The sequence below is a fragment of the Natronomonas sp. CBA1123 genome, from assembly GCF_009741925.1.
Taxonomy (GTDB): domain Archaea; phylum Halobacteriota; class Halobacteria; order Halobacteriales; family Haloarculaceae; genus Natronomonas.
Genome location: NZ_WPCC01000019.1, coordinates 27,662 through 48,172, shown reverse-complemented (window position 1 = coordinate 48,172; position 20,511 = coordinate 27,662). Strand labels below are relative to the sequence as shown.

General features: G+C 65.7%; 17 protein-coding genes and 1 pseudogene. 4 read left to right on the top strand and 14 right to left on the bottom strand.

The features are described from left to right. Nucleotides 1-29 precede the first annotated feature (29 nt). The 6 genes from GJ631_RS10230 to GJ631_RS10210 form a co-directional block, all read right to left on the bottom strand. Nucleotides 30-1,154, bottom strand: coding sequence for an ORC1-type DNA replication protein (locus GJ631_RS10230; RefSeq protein ID WP_156709054.1), 1,125 nt, complete (start codon nt 1,152-1,154; stop codon nt 30-32). A 77-nt stretch (nt 1,155-1,231) separates the two neighbouring features. Then, entirely contained in the window at nt 1,232-3,214 is a 1,983-nt protein-coding gene (locus GJ631_RS10225; RefSeq protein WP_156709053.1) for a helix-hairpin-helix domain-containing protein, read from the bottom strand. A gap of 39 nt (nt 3,215-3,253) precedes the next feature. Next, nucleotides 3,254-6,862 (bottom strand): DNA polymerase II large subunit, encoded by a 3,609-nt coding sequence (locus tag GJ631_RS10220; RefSeq protein ID WP_156709052.1) that lies wholly within the window; start codon nt 6,860-6,862, stop codon nt 3,254-3,256. Beyond that, complete coding sequence (locus GJ631_RS10215; RefSeq protein ID WP_156709051.1) at nt 6,863-7,285, bottom strand: PPC domain-containing DNA-binding protein; 423 nt, start codon at nt 7,283-7,285, stop codon at nt 6,863-6,865. It abuts the gene before it with no gap. A gap of 122 nt (nt 7,286-7,407) precedes the next feature. Continuing rightward, complete coding sequence (locus tag GJ631_RS18575) at nt 7,408-7,575, bottom strand: hypothetical protein (protein WP_197424975.1); 168 nt, start codon at nt 7,573-7,575, stop codon at nt 7,408-7,410. Nucleotides 7,576-7,754: 179 nt separating this feature from the next. Continuing rightward, nucleotides 7,755-9,386: a DNA-directed DNA polymerase II small subunit gene (locus GJ631_RS10210; protein ID WP_370518636.1), complete on the bottom strand. Its 1,632-nt coding sequence runs from the start codon at nt 9,384-9,386 to the stop codon at nt 7,755-7,757. A 78-nt stretch (nt 9,387-9,464) separates the two neighbouring features. On the opposite strand from GJ631_RS10210, the gene GJ631_RS10205 reads away from it, so the two are divergent. Further along, nucleotides 9,465-10,280 carry a S26 family signal peptidase gene (locus tag GJ631_RS10205; RefSeq protein WP_156709050.1) on the top strand — a complete coding sequence of 272 codons (816 nt, stop codon included), beginning with the start codon at nt 9,465-9,467 and terminating at the stop codon, nt 10,278-10,280. Between the two features lie 34 nt (nt 10,281-10,314). Here GJ631_RS10205 and phaC read toward each other — a convergent pair whose 3' ends face one another. Genes phaC through GJ631_RS10190 form a run of 3 tightly spaced genes read right to left on the bottom strand, consistent with a single transcriptional unit; the run spans nt 10,315 to nt 12,713 of the window. Then, nucleotides 10,315-11,775, bottom strand: coding sequence for a class III poly(R)-hydroxyalkanoic acid synthase subunit PhaC (phaC, locus tag GJ631_RS10200; RefSeq protein WP_156709049.1), 1,461 nt, complete (start codon nt 11,773-11,775; stop codon nt 10,315-10,317). Further along, complete coding sequence (locus GJ631_RS10195) at nt 11,772-12,317, bottom strand: poly(R)-hydroxyalkanoic acid synthase subunit PhaE (RefSeq protein WP_156709048.1); 546 nt, start codon at nt 12,315-12,317, stop codon at nt 11,772-11,774. The genes phaC and GJ631_RS10195 overlap by 4 nt, the downstream gene beginning before the upstream one ends. Nucleotides 12,318-12,368: 51 nt before the next feature. Then, a complete protein-coding gene (locus tag GJ631_RS10190; protein ID WP_156709047.1) occupies nt 12,369-12,713 on the bottom strand; it encodes an AbrB/MazE/SpoVT family DNA-binding domain-containing protein in 345 nt (114 codons plus the stop codon). Nucleotides 12,714-12,908: 195 nt separating this feature from the next. On the opposite strand from GJ631_RS10190, the gene GJ631_RS10185 reads away from it, so the two are divergent. Then, on the top strand, nt 12,909-13,445 hold the full coding sequence (locus GJ631_RS10185) for a MaoC family dehydratase (protein WP_197424979.1): 537 nt from the start codon (nt 12,909-12,911) through the stop codon (nt 13,443-13,445). Here the strand turns inward: GJ631_RS10185 and GJ631_RS10180 are convergent. The 3 genes and pseudogenes from GJ631_RS10180 to GJ631_RS10170 all read right to left on the bottom strand — a co-directional run bounded on the left by GJ631_RS10180 (nt 13,442) and on the right by GJ631_RS10170 (nt 17,162). After that, nucleotides 13,442-14,305, bottom strand: coding sequence for an alpha/beta fold hydrolase (locus tag GJ631_RS10180; protein WP_156709045.1), 864 nt, complete (start codon nt 14,303-14,305; stop codon nt 13,442-13,444). The two genes, GJ631_RS10185 and GJ631_RS10180, sit on opposite strands and share 4 nt — an antisense overlap. Before the next feature lie 79 nt (nt 14,306-14,384). After that, a complete protein-coding gene (gene cgi121, locus GJ631_RS10175; RefSeq protein WP_156709044.1) occupies nt 14,385-14,903 on the bottom strand; it encodes a KEOPS complex subunit Cgi121 in 519 nt (172 codons plus the stop codon). Further along, nucleotides 14,903-17,162, bottom strand: a pseudogene (locus tag GJ631_RS10170) (ATP-dependent DNA helicase). The gene cgi121 and the pseudogene GJ631_RS10170 overlap by 1 nt, the downstream one beginning before the upstream one ends. 93 nt (nt 17,163-17,255) lie before the next feature. Between GJ631_RS10170 and GJ631_RS10165 the strand changes: the two are divergent. Further along, nucleotides 17,256-17,498 (top strand): ferredoxin, encoded by a 243-nt coding sequence (locus GJ631_RS10165; protein WP_156709043.1) that lies wholly within the window; start codon nt 17,256-17,258, stop codon nt 17,496-17,498. 201 nt (nt 17,499-17,699) lie between these two features. Here GJ631_RS10165 and mdh read toward each other — a convergent pair whose 3' ends face one another. After that, nucleotides 17,700-18,614, bottom strand: a complete 915-nt coding sequence (gene mdh, locus GJ631_RS10160) for a malate dehydrogenase (protein ID WP_156709042.1) — start codon at nt 18,612-18,614, stop codon at nt 17,700-17,702. A 74-nt stretch (nt 18,615-18,688) separates the two neighbouring features. Then, a complete protein-coding gene (locus tag GJ631_RS10155; RefSeq protein WP_156709041.1) occupies nt 18,689-19,126 on the bottom strand; it encodes a DUF6653 family protein in 438 nt (145 codons plus the stop codon). A 428-nt stretch (nt 19,127-19,554) separates the two neighbouring features. On the opposite strand from GJ631_RS10155, the gene GJ631_RS10150 reads away from it, so the two are divergent. Beyond that, nucleotides 19,555-20,511, top strand: coding sequence for an MFS transporter (locus tag GJ631_RS10150; RefSeq protein ID WP_370518637.1), 957 nt, complete (start codon nt 19,555-19,557; stop codon nt 20,509-20,511).

Genomic DNA, 20,511 nt, shown 5'->3' with positions numbered 1-20,511 from the left:
GAACGCCTTCCCGAACGCAGTCCCGCTTCTCACTCTTCCAGTCGGTCGAGAATCGCGTCGGAATCGTACGACAGCGACAGCGCCCGCGAACGTCCCCGTCCCTCGACGTCGGTGTACTCCGCGTCGATGAGGCCGAGCTGGTCGAGTTTGTTGATGATTTCGGAGTAGCGAGTGTAGCCGAGGTCGGTCGTCTCGCTGAAGGCCTCGTAGACGTCCCCGGCGCGTTCGCCGTCGTGTTCCGCGAGCACCCTGACGAGGGCGGCTTCGGATTCCGAGAGCCCGCGAAGATGCCGGGAAAGATGGACGTACTTGGCCTTCTCGTAGGCGTCGTCGACGTCCTCGACGCTCACCTCGGTCGACCCGCGCATCTCCGCGTTCAGTCCCGCCCGTCGGAGCAGGTCGATACCGACCCGGAGGTCGCCGCCGCTGTCGGCGGTGTGTTCAGCGACTCGGTCCAAGACTCGCGTCCCCACGACGCCCTCCCGGAAGCCGCGTTCGACGCGCTCCCGGAGGATGTCGACGATTTCGCGCTCGCCGTACGCCGAGAAGTACACCTCCTCCGGCCGGAACACGGATTGAACCCGGCCGTCGAGTTCCTCGATGACGTCCAAATCGAGGTCCGATGAGACGACGATGACGCCGATTTTCGCCCCGGAGTGGGCTTCGTGGGCTCGCAGCAGCGAGTACAGGGTATCGGACGCTTCGTCCTCGTAGAAGAGGTAGTTCACGTCGTCTAACGCGACGACGAGGACCTCGTCTTCCTCGACGAGGTGGTCGGTAATCTGTCCGAACAGTTTCTTGAACGAGATGCCAGAGGTCGGCGGTTCGTAGTCGAACAGTCCCTCGAACAGCCGCGAGAACACGGCGTATCGCGTCGAGTCGACCTGACAGTTCACACGGACGACTTCGATGTCGCTGACGCTCGTGAGTTCGTCGAACAGTTTCTGGACGGCCGTCGTCTTGCCGGTCCCGGGGGGCCCCCGAGCCATCACGTTCAGCGGTCGGGAGCCGCGAACGGCCGGCCGGAGGGCGTACTTCAGCGTCTCCATCTGCTCGTCGCGGTGTAAGAACGCCTCCGGGAGGTAATCCAGTTCGAGGACGTGCTCGTCGCGGAACACCGACTCGTCCCACGACAGCATGTCGTCGTCCGCCATTTCACTTTCACCACGCTGGGGCGGATGTTAAGCCTTCGGGGGAGCGGGGAGGCCTCGGCCGGGACTTCGGGTCCGTCTCAGTCAAACTTCTCAAGCAAATCGCTGTAGAACACGTCGTCGGTGCCCTCTTCGGCCAACTTCTCGACGATGAGCTCCGGCGTCGACCGGGCGAGGTGGTCTTTGACCGGCGAACGGTTCACCTGCAGTTCGCCGTCTTCGAGGCCGAGGGCCTCGATTCCGTCGACGGTTACGTCGACAGCGGCGGCCTCCCGTATCTCGCCCGCGAGATGCGAGACGAACACCGCGGTGGAATCGCTCTCGGTTAACGCTTCCAGAATACCCGCGATGATGACGGCACTCGCGCCGGGTTCGGTTATCGACTCCAACTCGTCGACCAACACGAGACGGGTCCGCTCGCCAGCGACCAGTGAGCCGAACTCCCGGAGGGTCGACTCGAAGGCGCCCGCATCCAGCGTTCCCTGTGTCTTCGCCTGATAGTGCAGCGCCTCGAAGCGCTCCAGTCGGACGCTCTCGGCGGGCACTGGCAGCCCCATCTGTCCCAAGACGACGACCAGCCCGACCAAATCCAGCGTCGATGTCTTCCCGCCGCTGTTGACGCCCGAGAGCAACGCGACGCCCTCGACGCCGTAATCGACCGGTTCGACCGCCTCGAAGTCAACGTCGAGCAGCGGTGACCGACCGCCTTCGATTTCGAACCCCCGCCCTTCGAACGTCGGAAACACGCAGTCGAAGTCCTCGTCGAACCTGGCGATTGCGAGCTCGACATCGAGTTCCAGCGCCGCGTCGACGAGTTCCTCGGCGGGGTCGCGCATCTCGCCGAGGTCGTCGGCGAGGTCCCGCTTCAACCGCGCGGCCCGTCGGTCGCGCTCGGCGGTCAACTCCTCGCGCAACCGCTCGACGACGCGTTCGTCGTGTTCGACGGGAAACGTCGGCTCCTCGCCGAAGGCCTGCCGCGCCAGCGATTCGTAGTCCTCGACCCCCAGCGTGTCGACGAAGCGGTCCCGCGCCGCCTCGACCGCTGCTGCGAACTCGTCGGCTAACTCCCGTTCGAGAAGCGAGTCGACGCCCGCGCCGCGCTCGACCAACGACAGCAGGTCGGTCCCCTCGATTGTCACGTCGCGTTCTTCGATGGCCTCCCGGAGGTGGTCGTTGGCGACGCCCTCGGCCATCGAAACGGCGGCATCGAGGTCCGAAACCGCGTCTTCGAGGGCTTCGAGGTCGTCGTCGCCGGCGACGGTTCCGTCCTCGTTGAGCCGCGATAGCGCCTCGTCCAGCGTCTCGATGTCACAGGGTGCGTCGATGCCCGCAACTCGATGGACGGCCGCGGCGGCTCGGAGTCGGTCGCGATTGCGGGCGAAAAAGGCTAGCGTCCGCTCGGGGACGATGCTCACCGGGTCCTCCAGTGCGTTCGGTTCGACTCGAACGTCGCCGTCGACCTCGACGCCGGTGAACCCGGCATCGAGAACGACGACCGTCGAGTACCCCCGCGCCAGATCGGCGATGCCGCGGGCGTCTTCGACCAACTCGACGCTCATCTCGGGGACGGCCTCCCGCGCTTCCGAGTAGGTTTCGGCGTCGTTCGTCGCCAGACACCGGTCCCGTACTCGAACGTCTCGCGGTGCTTCGAGCGGTTCGACCCCCTCCAACGCCTCGCGGACCTCCGGCGTCGGTTCGCGTTCGACGGCCTCGCTGGCGAACGCCCGAACTTCCTCGATTCGCGACTCCGAGGCGCTCGGATACAGCGTCTCCAATCGCTTCTCGGCGTAGTGGGTGACCGCACGCTCCTGGAGCAATCCGAGCGCGTCTTCGTAGATTTCTCGTGCACGGGCGGTCGCGAGGAAGTCGCCGTCGTCGCCGTGTCGGTCCCGAATCGCGGCGCGAGCGATGCGGGCCGCCCGCCCGTCGCTGATGCCGGGTGCCCTCGCCAGCGTCGCCACGTCGCCCGCCGCGAGCGCGGCCTCGGGGTCCTCGAGCTCGGCCAGGCGCTCGGCGGTTTTCGCGCCGACGCCCGGAATCGTCTCCAACTCCTCGCGTTCCATCTACCCCCTACTGTGCCGGCATGGGGCAAAAAGGTCGCGTCACATGAAATCCGCGATGCCGCTCTGTTTGTTGGTGTCGTCTTCGAAGATTGACTCCAGCGAGCGGTCGAGAATCCGCAACCGCTGTTTCGTGTACTCCCGACAGCCGTACTCCTCGGCGACCTGAGTCGCGGTGTCGATGTACTTGTTCACCGACCCCTGGTGGACGGTGAGGTTCACCCGGCCGCCACACTCCCGGCAGTCGCCGGTCAGCGGCATCCGACGGAACTTCTCCCCACAGTCGAGACACCGCGTCTCCTGCCGAGAGAACGCCCGCAGGTTCCCGATGATATCCGGCAGGAAGTGGTACTCGATGACCCGCTCGGCCACGTCGGTCTCGTCGACTGACCGGAGCTTTCGCGACAGTTCCAGTTGGGCGTTCATCTTCTCCATCATGTCGCCCAGCGTCTTGTACGCCGAGAGGTCCGGGCCGAGTGCGATGTCGGTCGTGTCGTGGGTGTGTTCGAACCCGCGGTACTGCTCTTCGGTTCCGAGGGTATCCTCGCCGATTTGGACGAGGTCCTCGACCTCGCCGGGGTCGGCCATCTCGCGGGTCGCCTCGTAGAACTCTCGCGGGTACGAGGAAGCGATGTCCATGTTGTGGGCTTCGTCGTCGATTTCGGCGGGGTCGATGCGGGAAGACATAACCAGCGGCGCGTCCATCCGACCCCCGCGCTGATTCGGGAGAAAAGACTTCGAGAAGTTGAGAAGTCCGTCCATGAGGAGCATCACGCAATCTTCGTCCCCGTCACAGTTCCGACGCTTCGCGGCGTGAAAGTACGGATGCGCGTATCCGACCGCTGCCGAGGTGAAACCAATCACTCTTCCGACAACTGCGGCGGAGGTGTGGGGTGCCATCCCGAACACTAACTCGCCGACGAGGTCGTCGCGGTCCTCGAGTTCGTAGAAGCGGTCGAGGCCGTAGTACTGCTCCAGCAGGTCGTCGACGAAGTCGGCGGTCCGAATCATGTGTTCGGCGGCGCCGTCGGAGAGGACCACGTCCTGGACCCGCAACTCGACCAGTTGGTCCTCGTGGGTGAGCGGTTGGCCGTGGATGTCCTCCTCGTAGCCGAGCGCCTGCAGTTGGCCGACGGTCACGTCGAGTTCCGACGCCCGGACCGACGTGACGGGGAGGTCGGTCATGTCGTAGCGGACGGTGCCGTCCTTGAACGATGAGACGCCGTTTTTCGCCCTGAGGACGCCTTTCTCGATGGGTTCGGGAACCTTGTGCTCGGAGGTGAGTCCCTTGACGCCTTTCAGCACGTCGAAGGCGTTCTCCCGTTCTTTGACGTTCGACAGCGCCGTGCGGTACTCGTCGTTGACGTCGATGGTCTTCGTCTGGACGGCGTCGGCCTCTCGCTCACAGCGCGGACAGATGGCCCGGCCGGCCTCGTCGGGTTCGACGTCGATGTCGCAGTCGTAACAGACGTAGTGGGGCTCGGTAACCGCGTTGCAGTCGGGACAGCGTGCCCGGTGGGTCTCGGTGCCACAATCGGGGCAGTTCCGCCGTCCGACCTGCACCTCGACCATGCCCGGCGTGTCCTGCATGGTTTCGGCGTGTTTGCCGGCGGCGGCGATGTCTCGCTGGGAACCGCCGGCCTCGCCGATGGGAAACAGGGTGTGAACCGCCGGCGAGAGGTCACGCTTCTCGGATTTCTCGGGGCGACCCATTCGACAACCGATGCGGGTCGGCGCTCGCTCCTGTACCTCGAAGGGTGCGACCTCGTTGACCGCCTTCACCGCGTTTTCGCCCCCGTCGTAGTTCCGAGCGGCTGACGACAGCTCGCCGGACTCCCACGTCCGTTCGAGGTCGTCGGTGAGGCCGAGCGAACGCACCAGCGGCACGGCGTCGGGAACCGTCAGCGTCTCTTCTCCCTGGGTGTGTTCGACGATGAGCACCTCCAGTGCCTCCCGGACGGGTTCGGTTCGGGGGAGGACGAGTGTCCGTTCGGCGGCCTCGAATCCGTCGACGGTGTCGTCGGCGTCCATCGCCATCCCGTCGGCTTCGGCCCAGTGGCCGTCGCTGGCTGCCTCGGCCAGCGCCTCGAACCGCTCGATGTCGAGGTCGTGCCAGAGGGGTGTGTGTTCGGGGTGAAGGGGAGCGTCGTACTCGTCGACCCACTCGAGGACGCGTTCGGTGTCGGGGTGTTCGAGGTCCACGCGCGGGGAATCCTCCAGAGCCTGTACGTCGGCGCCGGCGGCCGCGAGGTCGTGTTTCCACCACTCCGGCGTGTAGGAGGCCGGCGACAGCGGGTGGTTGTTCTCGACGAACTCGCCGTAGTTGACGAGGTACTCGCCCAAATCGAGGATGGCCTCGACGCCGTTGCGTATCTCCAAGGCCTCTGCTGGGTCGTCGACGCGGCGAACGTCGCCGTTGGCGAGTTTGACCGTCGGCCCTTCGATGCTGTCGACGGGGATGACGCCGGCGGCTTTCCCCGGGCGTTCGGTCTTGATTTGGGTGCCAGTCGCGAGGAAGTCGTCGACGAGATGCATCGTCGCGGGGTGGACGCCCGCGGTCGCGAAACCGTGGTTCCGCGAGCGACCGTAGCGGAGTCGGAAGCCACCCTCTTCGGAGGGGTGACCGAAGACGGGCCGGCCGGCGATGAGGTCCCGGAGGAATTTCGTCGAGGGCTCGGGACGTGGTGGGCCGTCGTTGCCCTCGAATTCGGCGTCTTCCTCGGGTTTGGCGCCCTCAGCCTCACCCGTGGCCTCTTCCTCGGTGTCGTCCTCCGCCTCGGCGTCGCCGCTCTCTCCGTTGTCTTTCTTGTAGGTCCCGTCGATGAGGTCCTGGAGCCACGGCCAGTCGACCTCGTCGAGTTGGGAGGTGTAGCGTTGAATCTTCGGGGCCTTCTGGGCGATACCCTCACCCAAGACGAGACACATCCCACCGCGGGCGTTGTTGGTGTCGACCCGCTCTAAGTCCCGAAAGCCCGAGACCTCCTCGTCGCCCGTCGCCTCCCCGTCGAGCATGATGGGCATGTTCCGGGCGATGAACTTCGTCTCGGCGTCCTTCGGACTGTACTGGAGGCCGGTCTCGTTGTCGTACAGCGCCAACTCCTCGGCGTAGCGTTCGACCTCTTCGTCGCGGGGTTTGAATTCCTCGATGCCGATAAGCGTTCGGGTGTAGTCGGCCACCAGCACCGACAGCGCCTGTGCGGTCCCCCCTGCGGAGCGAATCGGGCCGGCGTAGTAGACGTTGATGAACTCCGTGCCGTCGTCGTTGTCGAGGATTTCGACGCGGTCGATGCCCTCGATGGGCGCGGCGACGACGCCCTCGGTCAACAGCGCGACCGCCGTACGAACTGCACCCTCGACCTTTCCTGCCTTCGAGTCGTAGTCGCCGACCCGTCCCTCGGCGAAGTCCTCGGCGAGTTCGAGGGCGGCCTCCTCCCGGGAGAGGTCGGGGTTTTCTTCCATCTCCCGGACGCGTTCGGCGACGCCGTCGATGCCGAGGATGTTCTCGACGCGGTCGGCCATGTCCTTGGCGATGGGAATCTCCACGTCCTCGGTGGGGTCGCCGCCGCGCTGTCGGGCCTCCCGGGCGAGTTCCATCGCCTCGTCGAGGCCGTCTTCCAACCGCTCGAAGTACGCTTCGTCGTCGTCTCGCATCTACAGCGGCCAGAGGTCGAGGTCGGTCACGTCGTCGTGTTCGCGTTCGAGATGGGCGTCGAACTCCCGGAGGTACAACTCGCCGGCGAACGTGGTCGCCGAATCGAGGTGGCCGCCGACCATCGAGCCGTCCTCACGGGAGAGGGTGACGTGGGTGTGGGCGAAGCGCTCCCCGTTGAGATGGGAGACGTTTCCGAGCGCCGTCGTCACCTCGAACGGTTCGTCGAACTCGACGGGGTAGTACTCCTGTTCGGTCTGGTCGTAGAAGTAGACGGTCGCGTCCTGCACCGCACCGAGGCCGAAGAAGAACGCCGAATCGATTCCTTCCGCCTCGGCGAAGGCCTCGATTTGCTCGCGCCAGTCCCGTCCGTGTTCCAGTCGAGCGACGTACTCGCGGTCGCCCTCGACGCGCTGGTAATCCATATCCACGGCAACGACGGCGGGGAGCAAAAAGCTGTTCTCCCGCGCTCGCTCGGTTTCGTTTCGGAACGTGACAGCGCGGCCGCTGCACCGTTTACACTATCCCCCTCCCCCGGACCACTCGGTTACCGCCAGTCGTCTACGTCGACGGTGGCTCCCGTGGACATGGCGAGATACGCGTCCTCCCGGCTGAGCTCGGCGATGATGAGTCGCTCGCCGCTCGCGTCGCTGTCGATGGACGCCATGACCTCGGGTTCGGAAACCGTCTCCGGAGTGGCCGTGTCCTGTGCCATGCATATGCATAGCTGACACTGAGTACATAAGGGTGACGATGTGACACCGTCACACACCGTTGTTTGCCGCGATATTTATTAACAATTTATAGAAATCAGAGATGTGCTAGCTTTTGTCAATATCCTCTCGACGCTTCATCGAGTGGCGATGAGACGTGGCCGGTTCGACAAACGGGTAGTCAGGTGAATTTCCGAACCGTCATCTCCAGCGTATCGAGGTCGAGAATCGGCGCGAACCCGGCGTCTGGGTCGATGTTGACGCTCTTCTGGAAGTCGGTCTGGGCCTGCCAACAGCCGGAGTTCACCGCCAGCACGTTCCGGTACTTCCCCCACCCGAGTTTGTGGACGTGGCCGGTGTGGAACACGTCGGGCACCTCGTCCATGACGAGGTAGTCCTTCTCCTCGGGGGCCAGTCGGGTGTGGCCGCCGAACTGCGGGGCGACGTGGCGTTTCTTCAGCAGTTGGTACATCGCCTTGTGCGGTTCGTCGTAGTTGGCCTTCTCCTCGGGGAGTTCGGCGATGACCTCGTCTAAGGAGACGCCGTGATACATCAACACCGAGACGCCCTCGACGGAGACCATCGCCGGGTTCGAGACGATGCGGGCGTCGTGGGCGGTCATGATGTCGCGTAACTCCTCGTCGAAGCCGGGTTGCGGCTCCGCGAGCCGGACCGCGTCGTGGTTGCCGGGTATCATGACGATTTCCATGTCGCCGGGGACCTCCTTGAGGTGCTCCGAGAACGCCTCGTACTGGTCGAAGATGTCGACGATGTCGAGTTCCTCGTCCTGGTCGGGGTAGACGCCGACGCCTTCGACCATGTCTCCGGCCAACAGCAGATACTCGATGTTCTCGGCTTCCTCGGTGTGGAGCCACGACGTGAACCGCTGCCAGGCGTCGACCATGAACTCCTCGCTGCCGACGTGGACGTCGCTGATGAGCGCGGCTTGGACGTGGCGGTCCGCCGTCGATGGCTTGTACGTCCGGGGGACGTCCGGGAAGTGGAGGCTGTCGACGAACATGATGCTCCCGTCGTCAGAGAGCGTCCCGTCGACGGCGATGACCTCGTCGAACAGCAACTCCTCGACGAGGTCGGCGATGTCCTTGTCCTTCATCACGAGACAGGGGAACACGCCCGTCGTGTCCTCTAACTCGATAATCCAGTGGCCGTTCGCGGTCGAGCGGACGTCCGAGACCATCCCGACCATGCCGGCGTCGCCGCCGCCAGGGCTGGCCTGCAGCGCCGTCGCGTTGCGGTGGTTGACCCGGCCCTTCAGTTTCCCCGAAAGCCGGTCGTAGCGGTCCCGAAACGTCGCCACGAAGTCCTCGTACTCGCCGATCCCGGTCGAGTGGCCGGTCATGTCGTTGCCGATTTCCAGCGAGCGCAGCGAGGGGTCGGTGTCTCGGCTCCCCGAAGACCCCTTCGTTTCAACTGGAGACACACCCCCCGAACCGCTCGATTGGGGTTGTGGGGTTCCACTTGAAACAGAGGGGTCTTCGGTCGAGTGGTCGGCACCACTTGCAGGCGTCGCCGGCGCATCCGTCGTCGCTGCCGTGTCCATCGTGGCGTCGGCCGCCGCATCCTCCTCGCTTCCCGAAATCGGGTCCCGTCGCCCTCTCGGTGTGCCGTCGAGGGCGTCGCGAACGTCGGCCGCCGAAAGTTTCAGCGCGTCGTCGGGCGTGGCCTCGACGGCCACCAACAGCGCCTCGGCGGGGTTCTCCGCACGCGCGAGCAGCGTAATCGCCTCCCGGTCGGCGGTGTAGCCGTGGCTGGCGAGTTCGGTGGCCAGACGCGCCGGTTCCTCGTTTGGCACAGACGGAGGTTGCTGTCGGCGGGCAAAAGCGTAGCGGACCCAGAACGTTCAAACGGACCGGGCCGCTACGGGGTTGCAATGACCGACCGAGAGGACGGTTCCGGTCCGCCGAACGGACCGTCCGACGCCGGCGACGCCCCGAGGGAGGAACGACCATCCGGCGTGGTCGGCTGGTTCAAGTGGTTCTGGACGACCGACAAGGAAGTCGTTCTGTACATGCGAGACGTGGTGACGAGCGTCGCAGCCGTCCTGGCCGTCGGCCTGATTCTCTTCGCCATCAGCGGCATCTGGCCACCGATGGTCGCCATCGAATCGGGGAGCATGGTGCCCAACATGCAGACCGGCGACCTCGTGTTCGTCGTCGACAACGAGCGGTTCGTTCCCGGAGAGGCTCCCGTCCACGAAGGGGAATCGACGGGGGTGATTCCGGCCGACATCGCACGCGAGACGGGACACACCGAGTTCAACAGATACGGCGACGTAATCGTGTTCATGCCGAACGGCGACCCGACGGAGACGCCGGTGATACATCGGTCGATGCTGTGGGTCGAGGCCGGCGAGAACTGGGTCCAGCGGACCGACCCCGACGTCAGCGGTTCCGTCAGTTGCAATCAGGTCCGGACCTGCCCGGCCCCCCACGCCGGGTTCGTCACGCTGGGCGACGCCAACCCCAACTACGACCAGATAATGGGCGTCTCGACGGTCGTCAAACCCGAATGGATAATCGGCACGGCCGAACTTCGCGTCCCGTATCTCGGCTACGTTCGCCTGCAGTTCTCGGGGATGACCGCGCCGGCTGACACTGCCGTTGCGGCGTCGAACCCACCGACGCCGCCGGAACCGACGGCCCCGCCGGCACGACCGGCCGCCGCCGGCCATCCGACAGCGGCATAACACGTCGCTGCCGAATCAGTTCGTCGCCGCCGTATCAGTTCGTCGCCTGCTGAATCCAGTCTTCCGCACGCGAAGTACCGACTTCCGCAGCCTCGGCGACGGCCTCGGCGTCGGCTTCGGCGAGTTCGGCGATGGTTCGGACGCCGGCCTCTCGGAGTCGCTCGGCGTACGTCGGCCCGATGCCGTCGAGCTCTTCGAGGTCCGACCCCTCGGTGCCGGCGGGGTCGACCGCCTCCGCTTCGATTTCCTCGTCGGCCTCCTTGGCGACGGCCTCCTCGATGGCGCCCGCTTCGGCCTCGATTGCCTCCTCGTCGGTGTCGAGTTCCACGTCGATTTCCTCGATGCCGATTTGGTCGGTCGCCTCCTCGACGGCAGTTTCGACCGCATCGAGATGTTCGGGGTCGTCGGTGGACTTCTCGATGTACCATTCGGCGACGCGGGGCCAGACGTCGCGGTGACTCGACCCCGACACCGCGAGACCGATGTGGCCGGTCGGATACTCGATGATTTCGGTGTCGGTGCTGCCGACGACCTCGTTGAACGGCTTGCTCGATTCCGAGGGGATGAGGTGGTCGTACTCGCCGGTAATCTGGAGGATGGGAACGTCGATTTTGGTGATGTCGACGTGCTTCCCGTTCAGGTACAGTTCGTTGTTGTACAGTTTGTTCTCCTGGTAGATGTCCTCGAGGAACTGGATGTACGCCTCCCCGGCGAGGTCGATGCCCTCGCCGAGCCACCGCTCCATCCGGGCGAAGTTCTCGACGAAGTCGTCGTTCTCGATGTTGTCGTACAGTCGGACGTACTTCGAGACGTAGTTGGCGACGGGGTCCATCAGCGCGAAGCCGACGTCGAGCATCTCCGCGGGGACGTTGCCGAAGACGTCGACGACGTCACGTGGGTCGTAGTACTCGTCGTCGCCCCACAACTCGAGGACGCCGCCGGTGTCGTCGAAACAGAGTCCGGCGGCCATCAGTCCCAGCGTCCGGACTTTCTCCTGATGGAGGGCGGTGTACATCGCGGTCATCGTTCCGCCCATGCAGTAGCCGAGGATGTTGATGCTGTCCTGTCCGGAGCGCTCTCTGACTACGTCGACGCAGTTGTCGATGTAGCGGTTGACGTAGTCGTCCAGCGTGAGGTGCTGGTCGAGTTTCGACGGTTCGTTCCAGTCGACGAGGTACACGTCGTGGCCCGCCTCCAGCAGTCGCCGGACGACGCTGCGGTCGGGCTGTAAATCGAGGATGAACGGCTTGTTGATGAGCGCGTAGACGATGAGGATGGGCGTCTTATGTTGCTCGTCGGTGAGCGACTCGTAGTGGAGCAACTCCAGTTTGTTCTCCGTGTAGACGACTTCGCTGGGGGTCATCCCCACGTCGACGTCCTCGATTTTCTCCATCTGGTCGGCCGCGACGGTCGACTTCTCGGCGGCCTCGACGGCCGAATCCAAGAACTCCCGTTGGGCGTTCAACGCGAAGGAGAAGGGGTCGTTCGAGCTCATTCGAGTGCCTCGATGACGCGGTCGAGTTTCTTCTCGACGCGGTGCTGTCGGCGTTCGAGTTCGACGAGTCGTTCGCCGACCTCCTCGATGTCCGAGCCGGTCGGCATACCGAGTTGTTCGAGAGTGTCCTCGCTAATCTCGTCGGTTTGCTCTTGAAGGTCCATCATCGCACTGACGAGCTGGCCGTTGGCCGCGGCGTACGCCGACGTGCTCATCACTTGCTTGAACGCCTCGTTGGCGCTCTGCAGCCAGATGTCGCGGAACTCCGACATCGCGACGTCTTCGCCCTCGGCGGCGTCGCTCGTCCGCTCGAACATCTGTTCGGCGGCGTCGAGCCACACCTCGTAGGCGTCGTTGTACCCCTCCATCGCCTCGGCCATCTCCCCCTGTTCGGGCATCGACTCCTCCATCGCGTCGCTCCACGATTCCATGAACGCCGAGGAGGCCTTCATGTTCTGCTCCATCGACTCCGCGACGGCGTCGTTCATGTTCTCGACAAGCTTCGTCCACTCCTGGGTCGGGTTCTCGCTACTGTCGCTCATAGGTCGGTATACGAAGGCTACCGGTAAAAGACGGTCGCTTGATGTGTTAGGCTACTCGTCGTCGTCGCGGTTCCGCTTGACTGGGACGACGACGGTCTGGACGATGTCGCCCTCTTCGATATCGAGGGCCTCCCGTTCGGCGTCGGGAATCGAGATACGGCCGCCGCTCTGGACACGAGTCTTGAACGTTCCCATCTGGGTCATCTTCCCGAGCTGTTCGGAGATGTCGCCGAGGTCGGGGGAGCCGGCGCCGGCGGCCGCACCGGGAGCAGCACCAGCCCGCGAGAGGAGTTGCTGGAGTGCTTCCTGCTGCTGTTTGGTGGCCTGCTCGGAGACCTCCTGGACCGCCTTCAGAAGGTTCGGTCCCCAGGTGACGGAGTTGTTGTCGTCGGACATCGGATACCCCACGGTAGGAGCTTCAACCCGATAAATATTCCGAGAATTACCACTCGCAGTCAATCAGTACCATCTGCTGTCATTCACGGCCGATATGGTCAGTAGCCTTTAGTACGACAATCCCCTAGAGGTCATAAGATGAGTAACAGCTCGTATCCGACGCTGTTCGACGTGTGGACCGAGACGTCTTCGAGGATGTTCGACAGCGTCATGGAGGCCAACCGGGCCGCGATGGACGCCTTCGCTACTCCCAGCACCAACGGCGACCACGCAGAAAGCGAGACTGAACGCCGCGTCGAACCCGCAGGTGACCTTCCCGGATGGGAGACGCAACTCGATGTCGACGGCGAACTATCCGTCGGTGACTCGGTCCGCTTCAGCAAGACCCTCTCGGAGGAGGACGTAGAGCGCTTCGCCCTCGCGTCGGGCGACACGAACCCCCTTCACCTCGACGAGGAGTGGGCCGAAGACACACGTTTCAGCGGTCGCATCGTCCACGGAACGCTCGCCGCAGGGCTCATCAGCGCCGCCCTCGCCCGTCTCCCGGGTGGCGTCGTCTATCTCTCACAGGACCTCGAGTTCCGTGCGCCCGTCCGCATCGACGACCGTGTCACCGCCGAGGTCGACATCGTCGAAGACCTCGGCGGCGGTCGCTACCGACTCCGAACTACCGTCGAAACTGACGCCGACCTCGTCATCGACGGCGAGGCAGTCGTTCTCATCGAAGATTAGAGGAACGCACGGACCGTCTCGTTGAACCGCTCGGGGGCTTCCCGAGAGGGCCAGTGGCCGCAGTTCTCCATCAGTTCCAGCGACGCGCCGGTCCGCTCGGCCGCCCGCTCGGACCACGACGCCGGCAGCAGGGGGTCCTCGGTGCCGTGAACCAACAGCGTCTCGGCGGTCAGTTCGTCGAGCCGGTCGAGATAACAGGTCTCCAAACCACCGTAGCGGAACTCGCTTCGCTGCCAACTCGAGACGGTTCGCCCGACGGCGGCGTCCTGTACCGCCCGATACACGTCCTCGACGTGGCTGTCGGTCGGCGAGCCGTCGGTCAACGTTTGTAGGTGACTCCGAACTGCCCCCCGACTGGACCCGATGGTCGCCCACCACCCCGAGTAGGCGCCCGGGACGCCCAGCATCGCCGTCGCCGCGGGCCGCCACGGAGCGTCGGTTCCCAGCCCGTAGCTGTCGACCAACACGAGCCGCTCGACCGGGTTGTCGAGGGCGTGGCCGAGCGCGAGACAGCCACCCATCGAGATACCGACGAGCGGCGCCGTCTCCAGTCCCATTTTTTCGAGGAACGATTCGAGAACGCTCCGGAAGTAGCCGGTCGTGTAGCGGACGCTCGGCCGGCCGCTCTCTGCGTGGCCGGGCAAATCTGGGGCGTACACCGTCCGCTCGGCGGCCAACTCGGGAATCAGGTGGCGCCAGGAAACCGTCGCCGAATCCAGGCCGATGCCGTGGAGCAACACCACGGGCGGGCCCGTCCCGGAGACCAGATACCGCACGTCCGTCTCGTCGCGTCCGCCGCGCCCGTCGGTCGTCTCGACCCGGACCCGTCGGGAGGCGACGCTCGTCGACTCCATACCCATCCTGTCGCCCCCAAACGCATACCGTTGTCCATCGCGGCACTTCGCGGTTAGGAACCGGACAACTGCCGGTAAGACGGTCTTACCGCTCGACGACGAGCAGTGCGACCCGCTCGAGGACCAGCGCCTCCAGTCCGGCGTCGGTCGCGTTCAACTCGGCCGCGCCGATATCGTAGAACTCCCGCACGCGGTCTTCCTCGTAGCGTCCGAGCGTCTCCGCCGGGTTGACGAACGCGGCCACCGAGTCGGCGGCCGCCGCTTCCGCCTCGGCGTCGCCGGACTCGTCGTCGACGATGACGACGACGGGCGTCTCACCCTCGCCGACGCCGAGTTCCAGCGCCCGGTTAATCTGGCGGCGACCGGCCGCGTACAGCAGTATCTCGACACCTCTGTCGCGAGCGATTGCCTGGCCGCGGCCGCGTTCGCGGTCGGCCAACTCGACGGCCCGTTCGAGGTGTCGTCGGGAGACGACGTACCGGGCGTCGAAGGCCTGGACAGTCACGGCGTTGTCTTCGGCAACATCGCCGAGTGCCTCGACGAACGCCCCGACATCCGGGAACCGCTCGGTACCGATTTCGACGACCCCTTCGACTAGCTCCATCAGAAATCACCGAGGCTCGACTGCCCCTCGCCGTCGTCCGTGGTTGCCTCCGCCGGTTCCTCCTCGGGCCGGGCGTCGGCGTCCGGCGCCACACCGTCCATCGACGGCGACTGATGGCCCGCCGCTTCGAGGACGTTCTCGGCGGTCTTCTCACGGCCACGGAGCGCCCCGAGGACGACCGACTTCTCGGCCTCCCGGAGGTCCGCGCGGGTCTCGATGCCGGCGTCGAACAGTCGACGGGCGCGCTTCCGGCCGACGCCGCGGACGCCTGCGAGGTCGATGAGTTCCTCGCCGACGCCGTGTTGGACGCGTTTTCTCGCTTCGCGGACGGCCGGCACCGTCGCGAGGTCGAGTTCACTCGCCAGCGACTCCGCCGCGCCGAGCAGCCACTCGGCGGTGTCGACTTTCCCGCGGATGTCGCCCGGCCCGACGCCGTAGCGCTCGGTTATCTCGTCCTCGTCGACCTCCCCGGCCCAGTCTTCGAGCATCCGGGCGGTCTTCAGCGCCGACAGCCAGTCGTCGAACCGTTCCTCCTCGAACTCGCTCGGGAGGTCGCCACAGAACTCCGATTCGCGCTCGTAGGCCAACATCGTGTACTCCTCGCGGTCGCCCGAGCGGAGGTACAGTTCGTACATGTCGGGCGTCCGGGAGACGAGATGGAACAGCCCCAACGCGGTCGGGTTCGACGCGGCTTCCAGCCCGTCGATGATTTCGGCGGCGCTCATCGGGTCGAGATACAGCCGCGAGACGGTGTGGCCGAGGTTCGTCGCCTGTATCCGTTCGCCGTCGTCCTCGATGAAGTCGTTCGCTCGCAGGTACTCGAGCGTCGAGTCGACGACCCGTTCGAGGTTGTCGGTGCCGTCGCTACCCTGCCGGTACTGGGTGGCGTACAGCGTCTGGTCGAGGAACTCCAGCAGTGCCTCCCGGGAGTCCGCAAAGCCCGAGGCGACCGTCGCCAGCAGGTGGGTCCGCATCGAGGGCTCCCGAGCCAGTTTCGACTCGACGGCCTCGGGGTCGGCCCACACGTAGCGCTCGAACAGTTCGTCGAGTTCGTCGTGGCTGTTCGCGAGCAGCAACGCCTCGCCGTAGGGGTCCCTGCCGGGTCGGCCGGCCCGGCCCATCATCTGGTGAACCTCAAGCACCGACAGCGGTTGCATCCCGCCGGCCTCCCCGGAGTAGCGCCGCCAGTCCCGCACCACTACGCGCCGGGAGGGCGTGTTGACCCCCGCCGCCAGTGTCGGCGTCGCCGAAACCACCTTGATGAGCCGCTCGCGGAAGGCGTCCTCGACGAGCGAGCGGTGTTCGCTCGCACAGCCGGCGTGGTGAAACGCCGCGCCCTTCTCGACGCAGTCGGCGAGGTCGTCGCTGGTCTCGGTGTCGGAGACACCGCGTATCTCCTCGGCTATCTCGGCGAGTCGGGCCTTCTCCTCGTCGTCCAGCCACCCCGTCGTCGTGTTCGCCAGTCGCTTGGCGGCGCCCTCGGCGTTCCGCCGGGAGTTGACGAAGACGAGCGTCGACCCCCCCATCCGAGAGCGTATCGCGGACGATGGCCTCGGTCGGCTTCTCGGATGATTTCACCCGGAGTTCCTGTTGGCTGCCGTCGTCGAAGTGCAGCGCCTGCCCGTAGTGGACCCCCTTCCGGAGGTCGATTGGTCGCCACTCCGAATCGACCAACGCGGCGTCGAGCCACTCGGCCATCACCTCGGCGTTGCCGACCGTCGCCGACAGCGCGACGACCTGCAGGTTCGGGTTCACCCGTCGGAGTTTCGCAAGTGTCACCTCCAGCGTCGGCCCGCGGTTGGGGTCGTCGACGAGATGCACCTCGTCGCTGACGACGCAGTCGAGGTCGCCTATCCACGGCGCGCCGTTCCGGACCAGCGAGTCGACCTTCTCGCTGGTGGCGACGATGATGTCCTTCTCGGCGAGCCACTCGCCGTCGTCCTCGTAGTTGCCCGTCGAGACGCCGATAGAGACACCGTATTCCTCGAAGGCGGCGAACTCCTCGCGTTTCTCGCTGGCCAGCGCCCGCAAGGGCACGATGTACAGTGCCTTGCCGCCGCGGGAGACCGCAGACAGCATCGCCAACTGCGCGATGAGCGTCTTGCCGCTGGCCGTCGGCACGGAGGCGACGACGCTCTGGCCGTCGGCGACGCCCGCCTCGACGGCCTCGGCCTGTGGCGGATACAGCGATTCGATGCCCTCCTCGCGGAGGTGGTCGGCGAACCACGGCGGCACGCCGGAGACCTCGGAAACGTCCATTACCCCTCGATTGTTCGTCACGGCTTTTAAACCCACTTTTCGCTGCCCTCTCGCCCCCGTCACGCCTTTGATGCCCTCGGCCGAAGTGCAGGCATGAAAGTCAGATACGACCGCGACACCTGCATCGGGATGTTCCAGTGTGTCGCCGAGTGGGACGCCTTCGAGAAGGACGAAGACGCGGGGAAAGCCGTGCTAGCCGATTCCGAAGAAGTCGAGGACGGCGTCTTCGAGCGGGAAATCCCCGACGGCGCCGAACTCGACGCGAAGTTCGCGGCCCGGGCCTGTCCCGTCGACGCCATCGAGGTGTACGACGACGACGGCGAACAGGTGGTCTGACCGAACACGTTCGCTCGAACGGCTTCGGCCCGAACACGTACGCCCGAACCATTAAGACGGTAGATGAAGTCACTCCACGTGAGGGTGTCCCATGACTGCACGTAGCGACCAGCGGGAGTCCGACCGACTGTGTGAGTGGGCATCGCTCACCGGTGAGCGACTGCCCGAAGAATACGGGCCGTGTGGCCCCGACGACGACCGTTAGGAGATTTTCTCGTACTGCTCGGAGAGCTTTTCGGCAGCCTCGTCCATCAGTTCGGTCTCGTAGTCGTCGAGGTCCCACTCGACGACCTCCTCGATGCCGTTCGCACCGAGTTTGACCGGGACGCCGAAGGCGGTGTCGTCGTGGCCGAACTCGCCGTCCAATACGAGCGACCCCGGCAGGACTTCGCCGGTGTCGTTGAGAACCGCCTCGACCATGTGAGCGACGCCCGTCGCCGGGCCCCACTGGGTCGCACCCTTCCGCTCGATGACGTCCATCGCCGACTGCTGGAGGTCTTCGAGAATCTCCTCCTTCTCGTCGCCGGAGAACTCGGGGTCCTCGCCGTCGACGCGGACCTTCGAGAAGACGGGCACCTGTGCGTCGCCGTGTTCGCCCAGGATGGTCGCCTCGACGTTCCTGACGGGCGCATCGAAGCGTTCGCTGAGGACGTAACGGAACCGTGCGGAGTCGAGTCGGCCGCCGAAGCCGATGACCTTGTGGCGGTCGCGGTCACCCGATTCGTAGAGGTGGCGGTTCAGCAGGTCGACCGGGTTCGAGGTCGTAATCGAGACGTAGTCGTCGTTGTACTCGTCGAGCGACGACCCGATGTCCTCCATGATGGGGGCGTTGTCGCCGGCGAGGTCGATGCGGGTCTGCCCCGGCTGTCGCGGGATGCCCGCCGTGATGACGACCACGTCCGACCCCGCGGTGTCCTCGTATTCGCCCTGGACGACGGTCGTGTTCGAGTCGTAGGCGATGCCGTGGTTCGTGTCGGCGGCCTGCCCGACGGTGGTCTCTCGCTGGTCCGGGATGTCGACGAAAACCAGCTCGTCGACGATGTCGCGCAGCGCGATGTTGTACCCCGCAGCGGCACCGACGGTCCCCGCCGCTCCGATAACGCTAACCTTTGTCATGCTCGTCCGTATACGCGCTCGGGGGCCGATTAACTCTTGTCTTTCCTGCTAGTTCTCGACAACGTTACAACGAATCAGCCGCCGGCGCCGTCGTCGGCGCGTTGCCACCGAATCAGCGCCTCGGTGAACCAGAATTTGAGGCCGACCGAGACGGCATACGCGAGCGCCATCCGTGCGGGTTTCCGCGCGAGCGCGGCGTACACCGTGTAGGCGAACGCACCGAGGTTCAGCACGTTCAGTATCTCGGGGTAGCCGGCCCCGAACACCGGCCGACCCTCTTCCAGCCACGCGCGTTCGGCGCGGACGCCGCGGTACATCCAGTCGTCGGTTGACTCCTCCGGCGCGCCGAAGGCGATGGGGTTCAGGGCCGTCCACCCGACGGCGACCGCGAGCAGACGCCACGACCGACGGTACAGCGCTGCGAGCAACAGCGGGCCGGTCAGCAGCCGCGACCAGCCGCTCTTCGGGTTCGAATGTCTCGACCAGAAACGCTCCCACGCGTCGGATGCCATAGACGAGAGTCGACGGCAACGCTCGTAAACCCGCCGACGGTTCGACACGCCTTTGAACCGAACCCCCCGATTTTCGATAGTGACGGACGGACGCCTCCGACGGCTGTGGACCGACCCCGAGCAGCGCCGCTGGCTGGCTTTCGGCGCGCTCGCGGCGACGTACGCCCTGGTTTCCGTCTATCGACTCTCGACGGCCGTGCTGGCCGACGAGTTGACGCGGGCGTTCTCGGTGACTGGCACACAGCTCGGGACACTCCACGCGTCGTTCTTCTACGTGTACGCGGCGATGCAGTTGCCGGCGGGCGTCTTCGCCGACCGACTCGGCTCCCGTCGGACGGTGGCCGTCGGTACGGTCGTGATGAGTCTCGGGGGGGTTCGCCTTCGCCTTCGCCGACACCTACGTCGCGGCCTTCGCCGGCCGTGCGCTCATCGGCTTCGGCGGCAGCGTGCTGTTCATCGCTATCCTTCGGTTCTGTGCGAACTGGTTCCGCCCCTCCGAGTTCGCACGCATGAGCGGGCTGACGCTGGCCGTGGCGGGCTTCGGTGGCGTGCTGGCGACGACGCCGCTCGCAGTCGCGGTCGCGACCGCTGGCTGGCGCGAGACGCTCGTCGGCCTCTCCGTACTCGGTCTCGCGCTCGCGGCCACGGCGTATCTCCTCGCCCGGGACTCGCCGTCGGATGCGGGATTCGAGCCGATGGCCGGCGCCGAAACGCCCGGTGCGCCGTCGCTCCGTGCCGTCCTCTCGAACGCCCGACGCGTCCTCGCCGAGGCCGAGACGTGGCTTTGCGGAATCGTGCTGTTCGCCGGCACCGGCATCAACATCACCGTCTTCGGGTTGTGGGGCATCCCGTATCTCGTCCAGACCTACGGCGTGAGCGTGACGTTCGCCTCGACGTTCACGCTGCTCGGCAGCGCCGGGTTGCTCCTCGGGCCGCCGACCATCGGCGCGGTTTCGGACCGCCTCGGCTCGCGGACGGGACTCGTCGTCGTCGGCATGGCGCTCTACACCGCATCCTTCGCCGTCCTGTCGGTCACCGGCCGTCCGCCGATGGCCGTCGTCGCCATCGTCTTCTTCGCCGCGGGGGCGCTCGCCGGCGGCTACGCGCTCACCTACGCGGTCGTCAAGGAGCGCCACGCCGCCGCCGCCTCCGGCGTCTCGACGGGGACGGTCAACACGATGGCGTTCACCGGGGCGGCCGTCCTCCCGACACTGATGGGGCTGGCGCTGGACACCTACTGGACCGGCGAGACCATCGGCGGCGCCCGCGTGTACTCGGAGTTCGGCTATCGGATGGCGTTCGGGCTGGCGGCTGCCGTCTCGCTCGTCGCGTTCCTCGCGGCGCTGGAACTCCACCGGCGGTCGAACGAGTCGTTAACGGGGTGA

Coding starts and splice junctions, on each gene's coding strand:
- GJ631_RS10220 (WP_156709052.1), bottom strand. CDS start 6,862: ATGCGAGACGACGACGAAGCGTACTTCGAGCGGTTGGAAGACGGCCTC.
- GJ631_RS10185 (WP_197424979.1), top strand. CDS start 12,909: ATGTTCGACAGCGTCATGGAGGCCAACCGGGCCGCGATGGACGCCTTC.
- phaC (WP_156709049.1), bottom strand. CDS start 11,775: ATGAGCTCGAACGACCCCTTCTCCTTCGCGTTGAACGCCCAACGGGAG.
- GJ631_RS10165 (WP_156709043.1), top strand. CDS start 17,256: ATGAAAGTCAGATACGACCGCGACACCTGCATCGGGATGTTCCAGTGT.
- GJ631_RS10215 (WP_156709051.1), bottom strand. CDS start 7,285: ATGGATTACCAGCGCGTCGAGGGCGACCGCGAGTACGTCGCTCGACTG.
- GJ631_RS10195 (WP_156709048.1), bottom strand. CDS start 12,317: ATGAGCGACAGTAGCGAGAACCCGACCCAGGAGTGGACGAAGCTTGTC.
- cgi121 (WP_156709044.1), bottom strand. CDS start 14,903: ATGGAGCTAGTCGAAGGGGTCGTCGAAATCGGTACCGAGCGGTTCCCG.
- GJ631_RS10205 (WP_156709050.1), top strand. CDS start 9,465: ATGACCGACCGAGAGGACGGTTCCGGTCCGCCGAACGGACCGTCCGAC.
- mdh (WP_156709042.1), bottom strand. CDS start 18,614: ATGACAAAGGTTAGCGTTATCGGAGCGGCGGGGACCGTCGGTGCCGCT.
- GJ631_RS10180 (WP_156709045.1), bottom strand. CDS start 14,305: ATGGGTATGGAGTCGACGAGCGTCGCCTCCCGACGGGTCCGGGTCGAG.
- GJ631_RS10225 (WP_156709053.1), bottom strand. CDS start 3,214: ATGGAACGCGAGGAGTTGGAGACGATTCCGGGCGTCGGCGCGAAAACC.
- GJ631_RS10190 (WP_156709047.1), bottom strand. CDS start 12,713: ATGTCCGACGACAACAACTCCGTCACCTGGGGACCGAACCTTCTGAAG.
- GJ631_RS10230 (WP_156709054.1), bottom strand. CDS start 1,154: ATGGCGGACGACGACATGCTGTCGTGGGACGAGTCGGTGTTCCGCGAC.
- GJ631_RS10155 (WP_156709041.1), bottom strand. CDS start 19,126: ATGGCATCCGACGCGTGGGAGCGTTTCTGGTCGAGACATTCGAACCCG.
- GJ631_RS18575 (WP_197424975.1), bottom strand. CDS start 7,575: ATGGCACAGGACACGGCCACTCCGGAGACGGTTTCCGAACCCGAGGTC.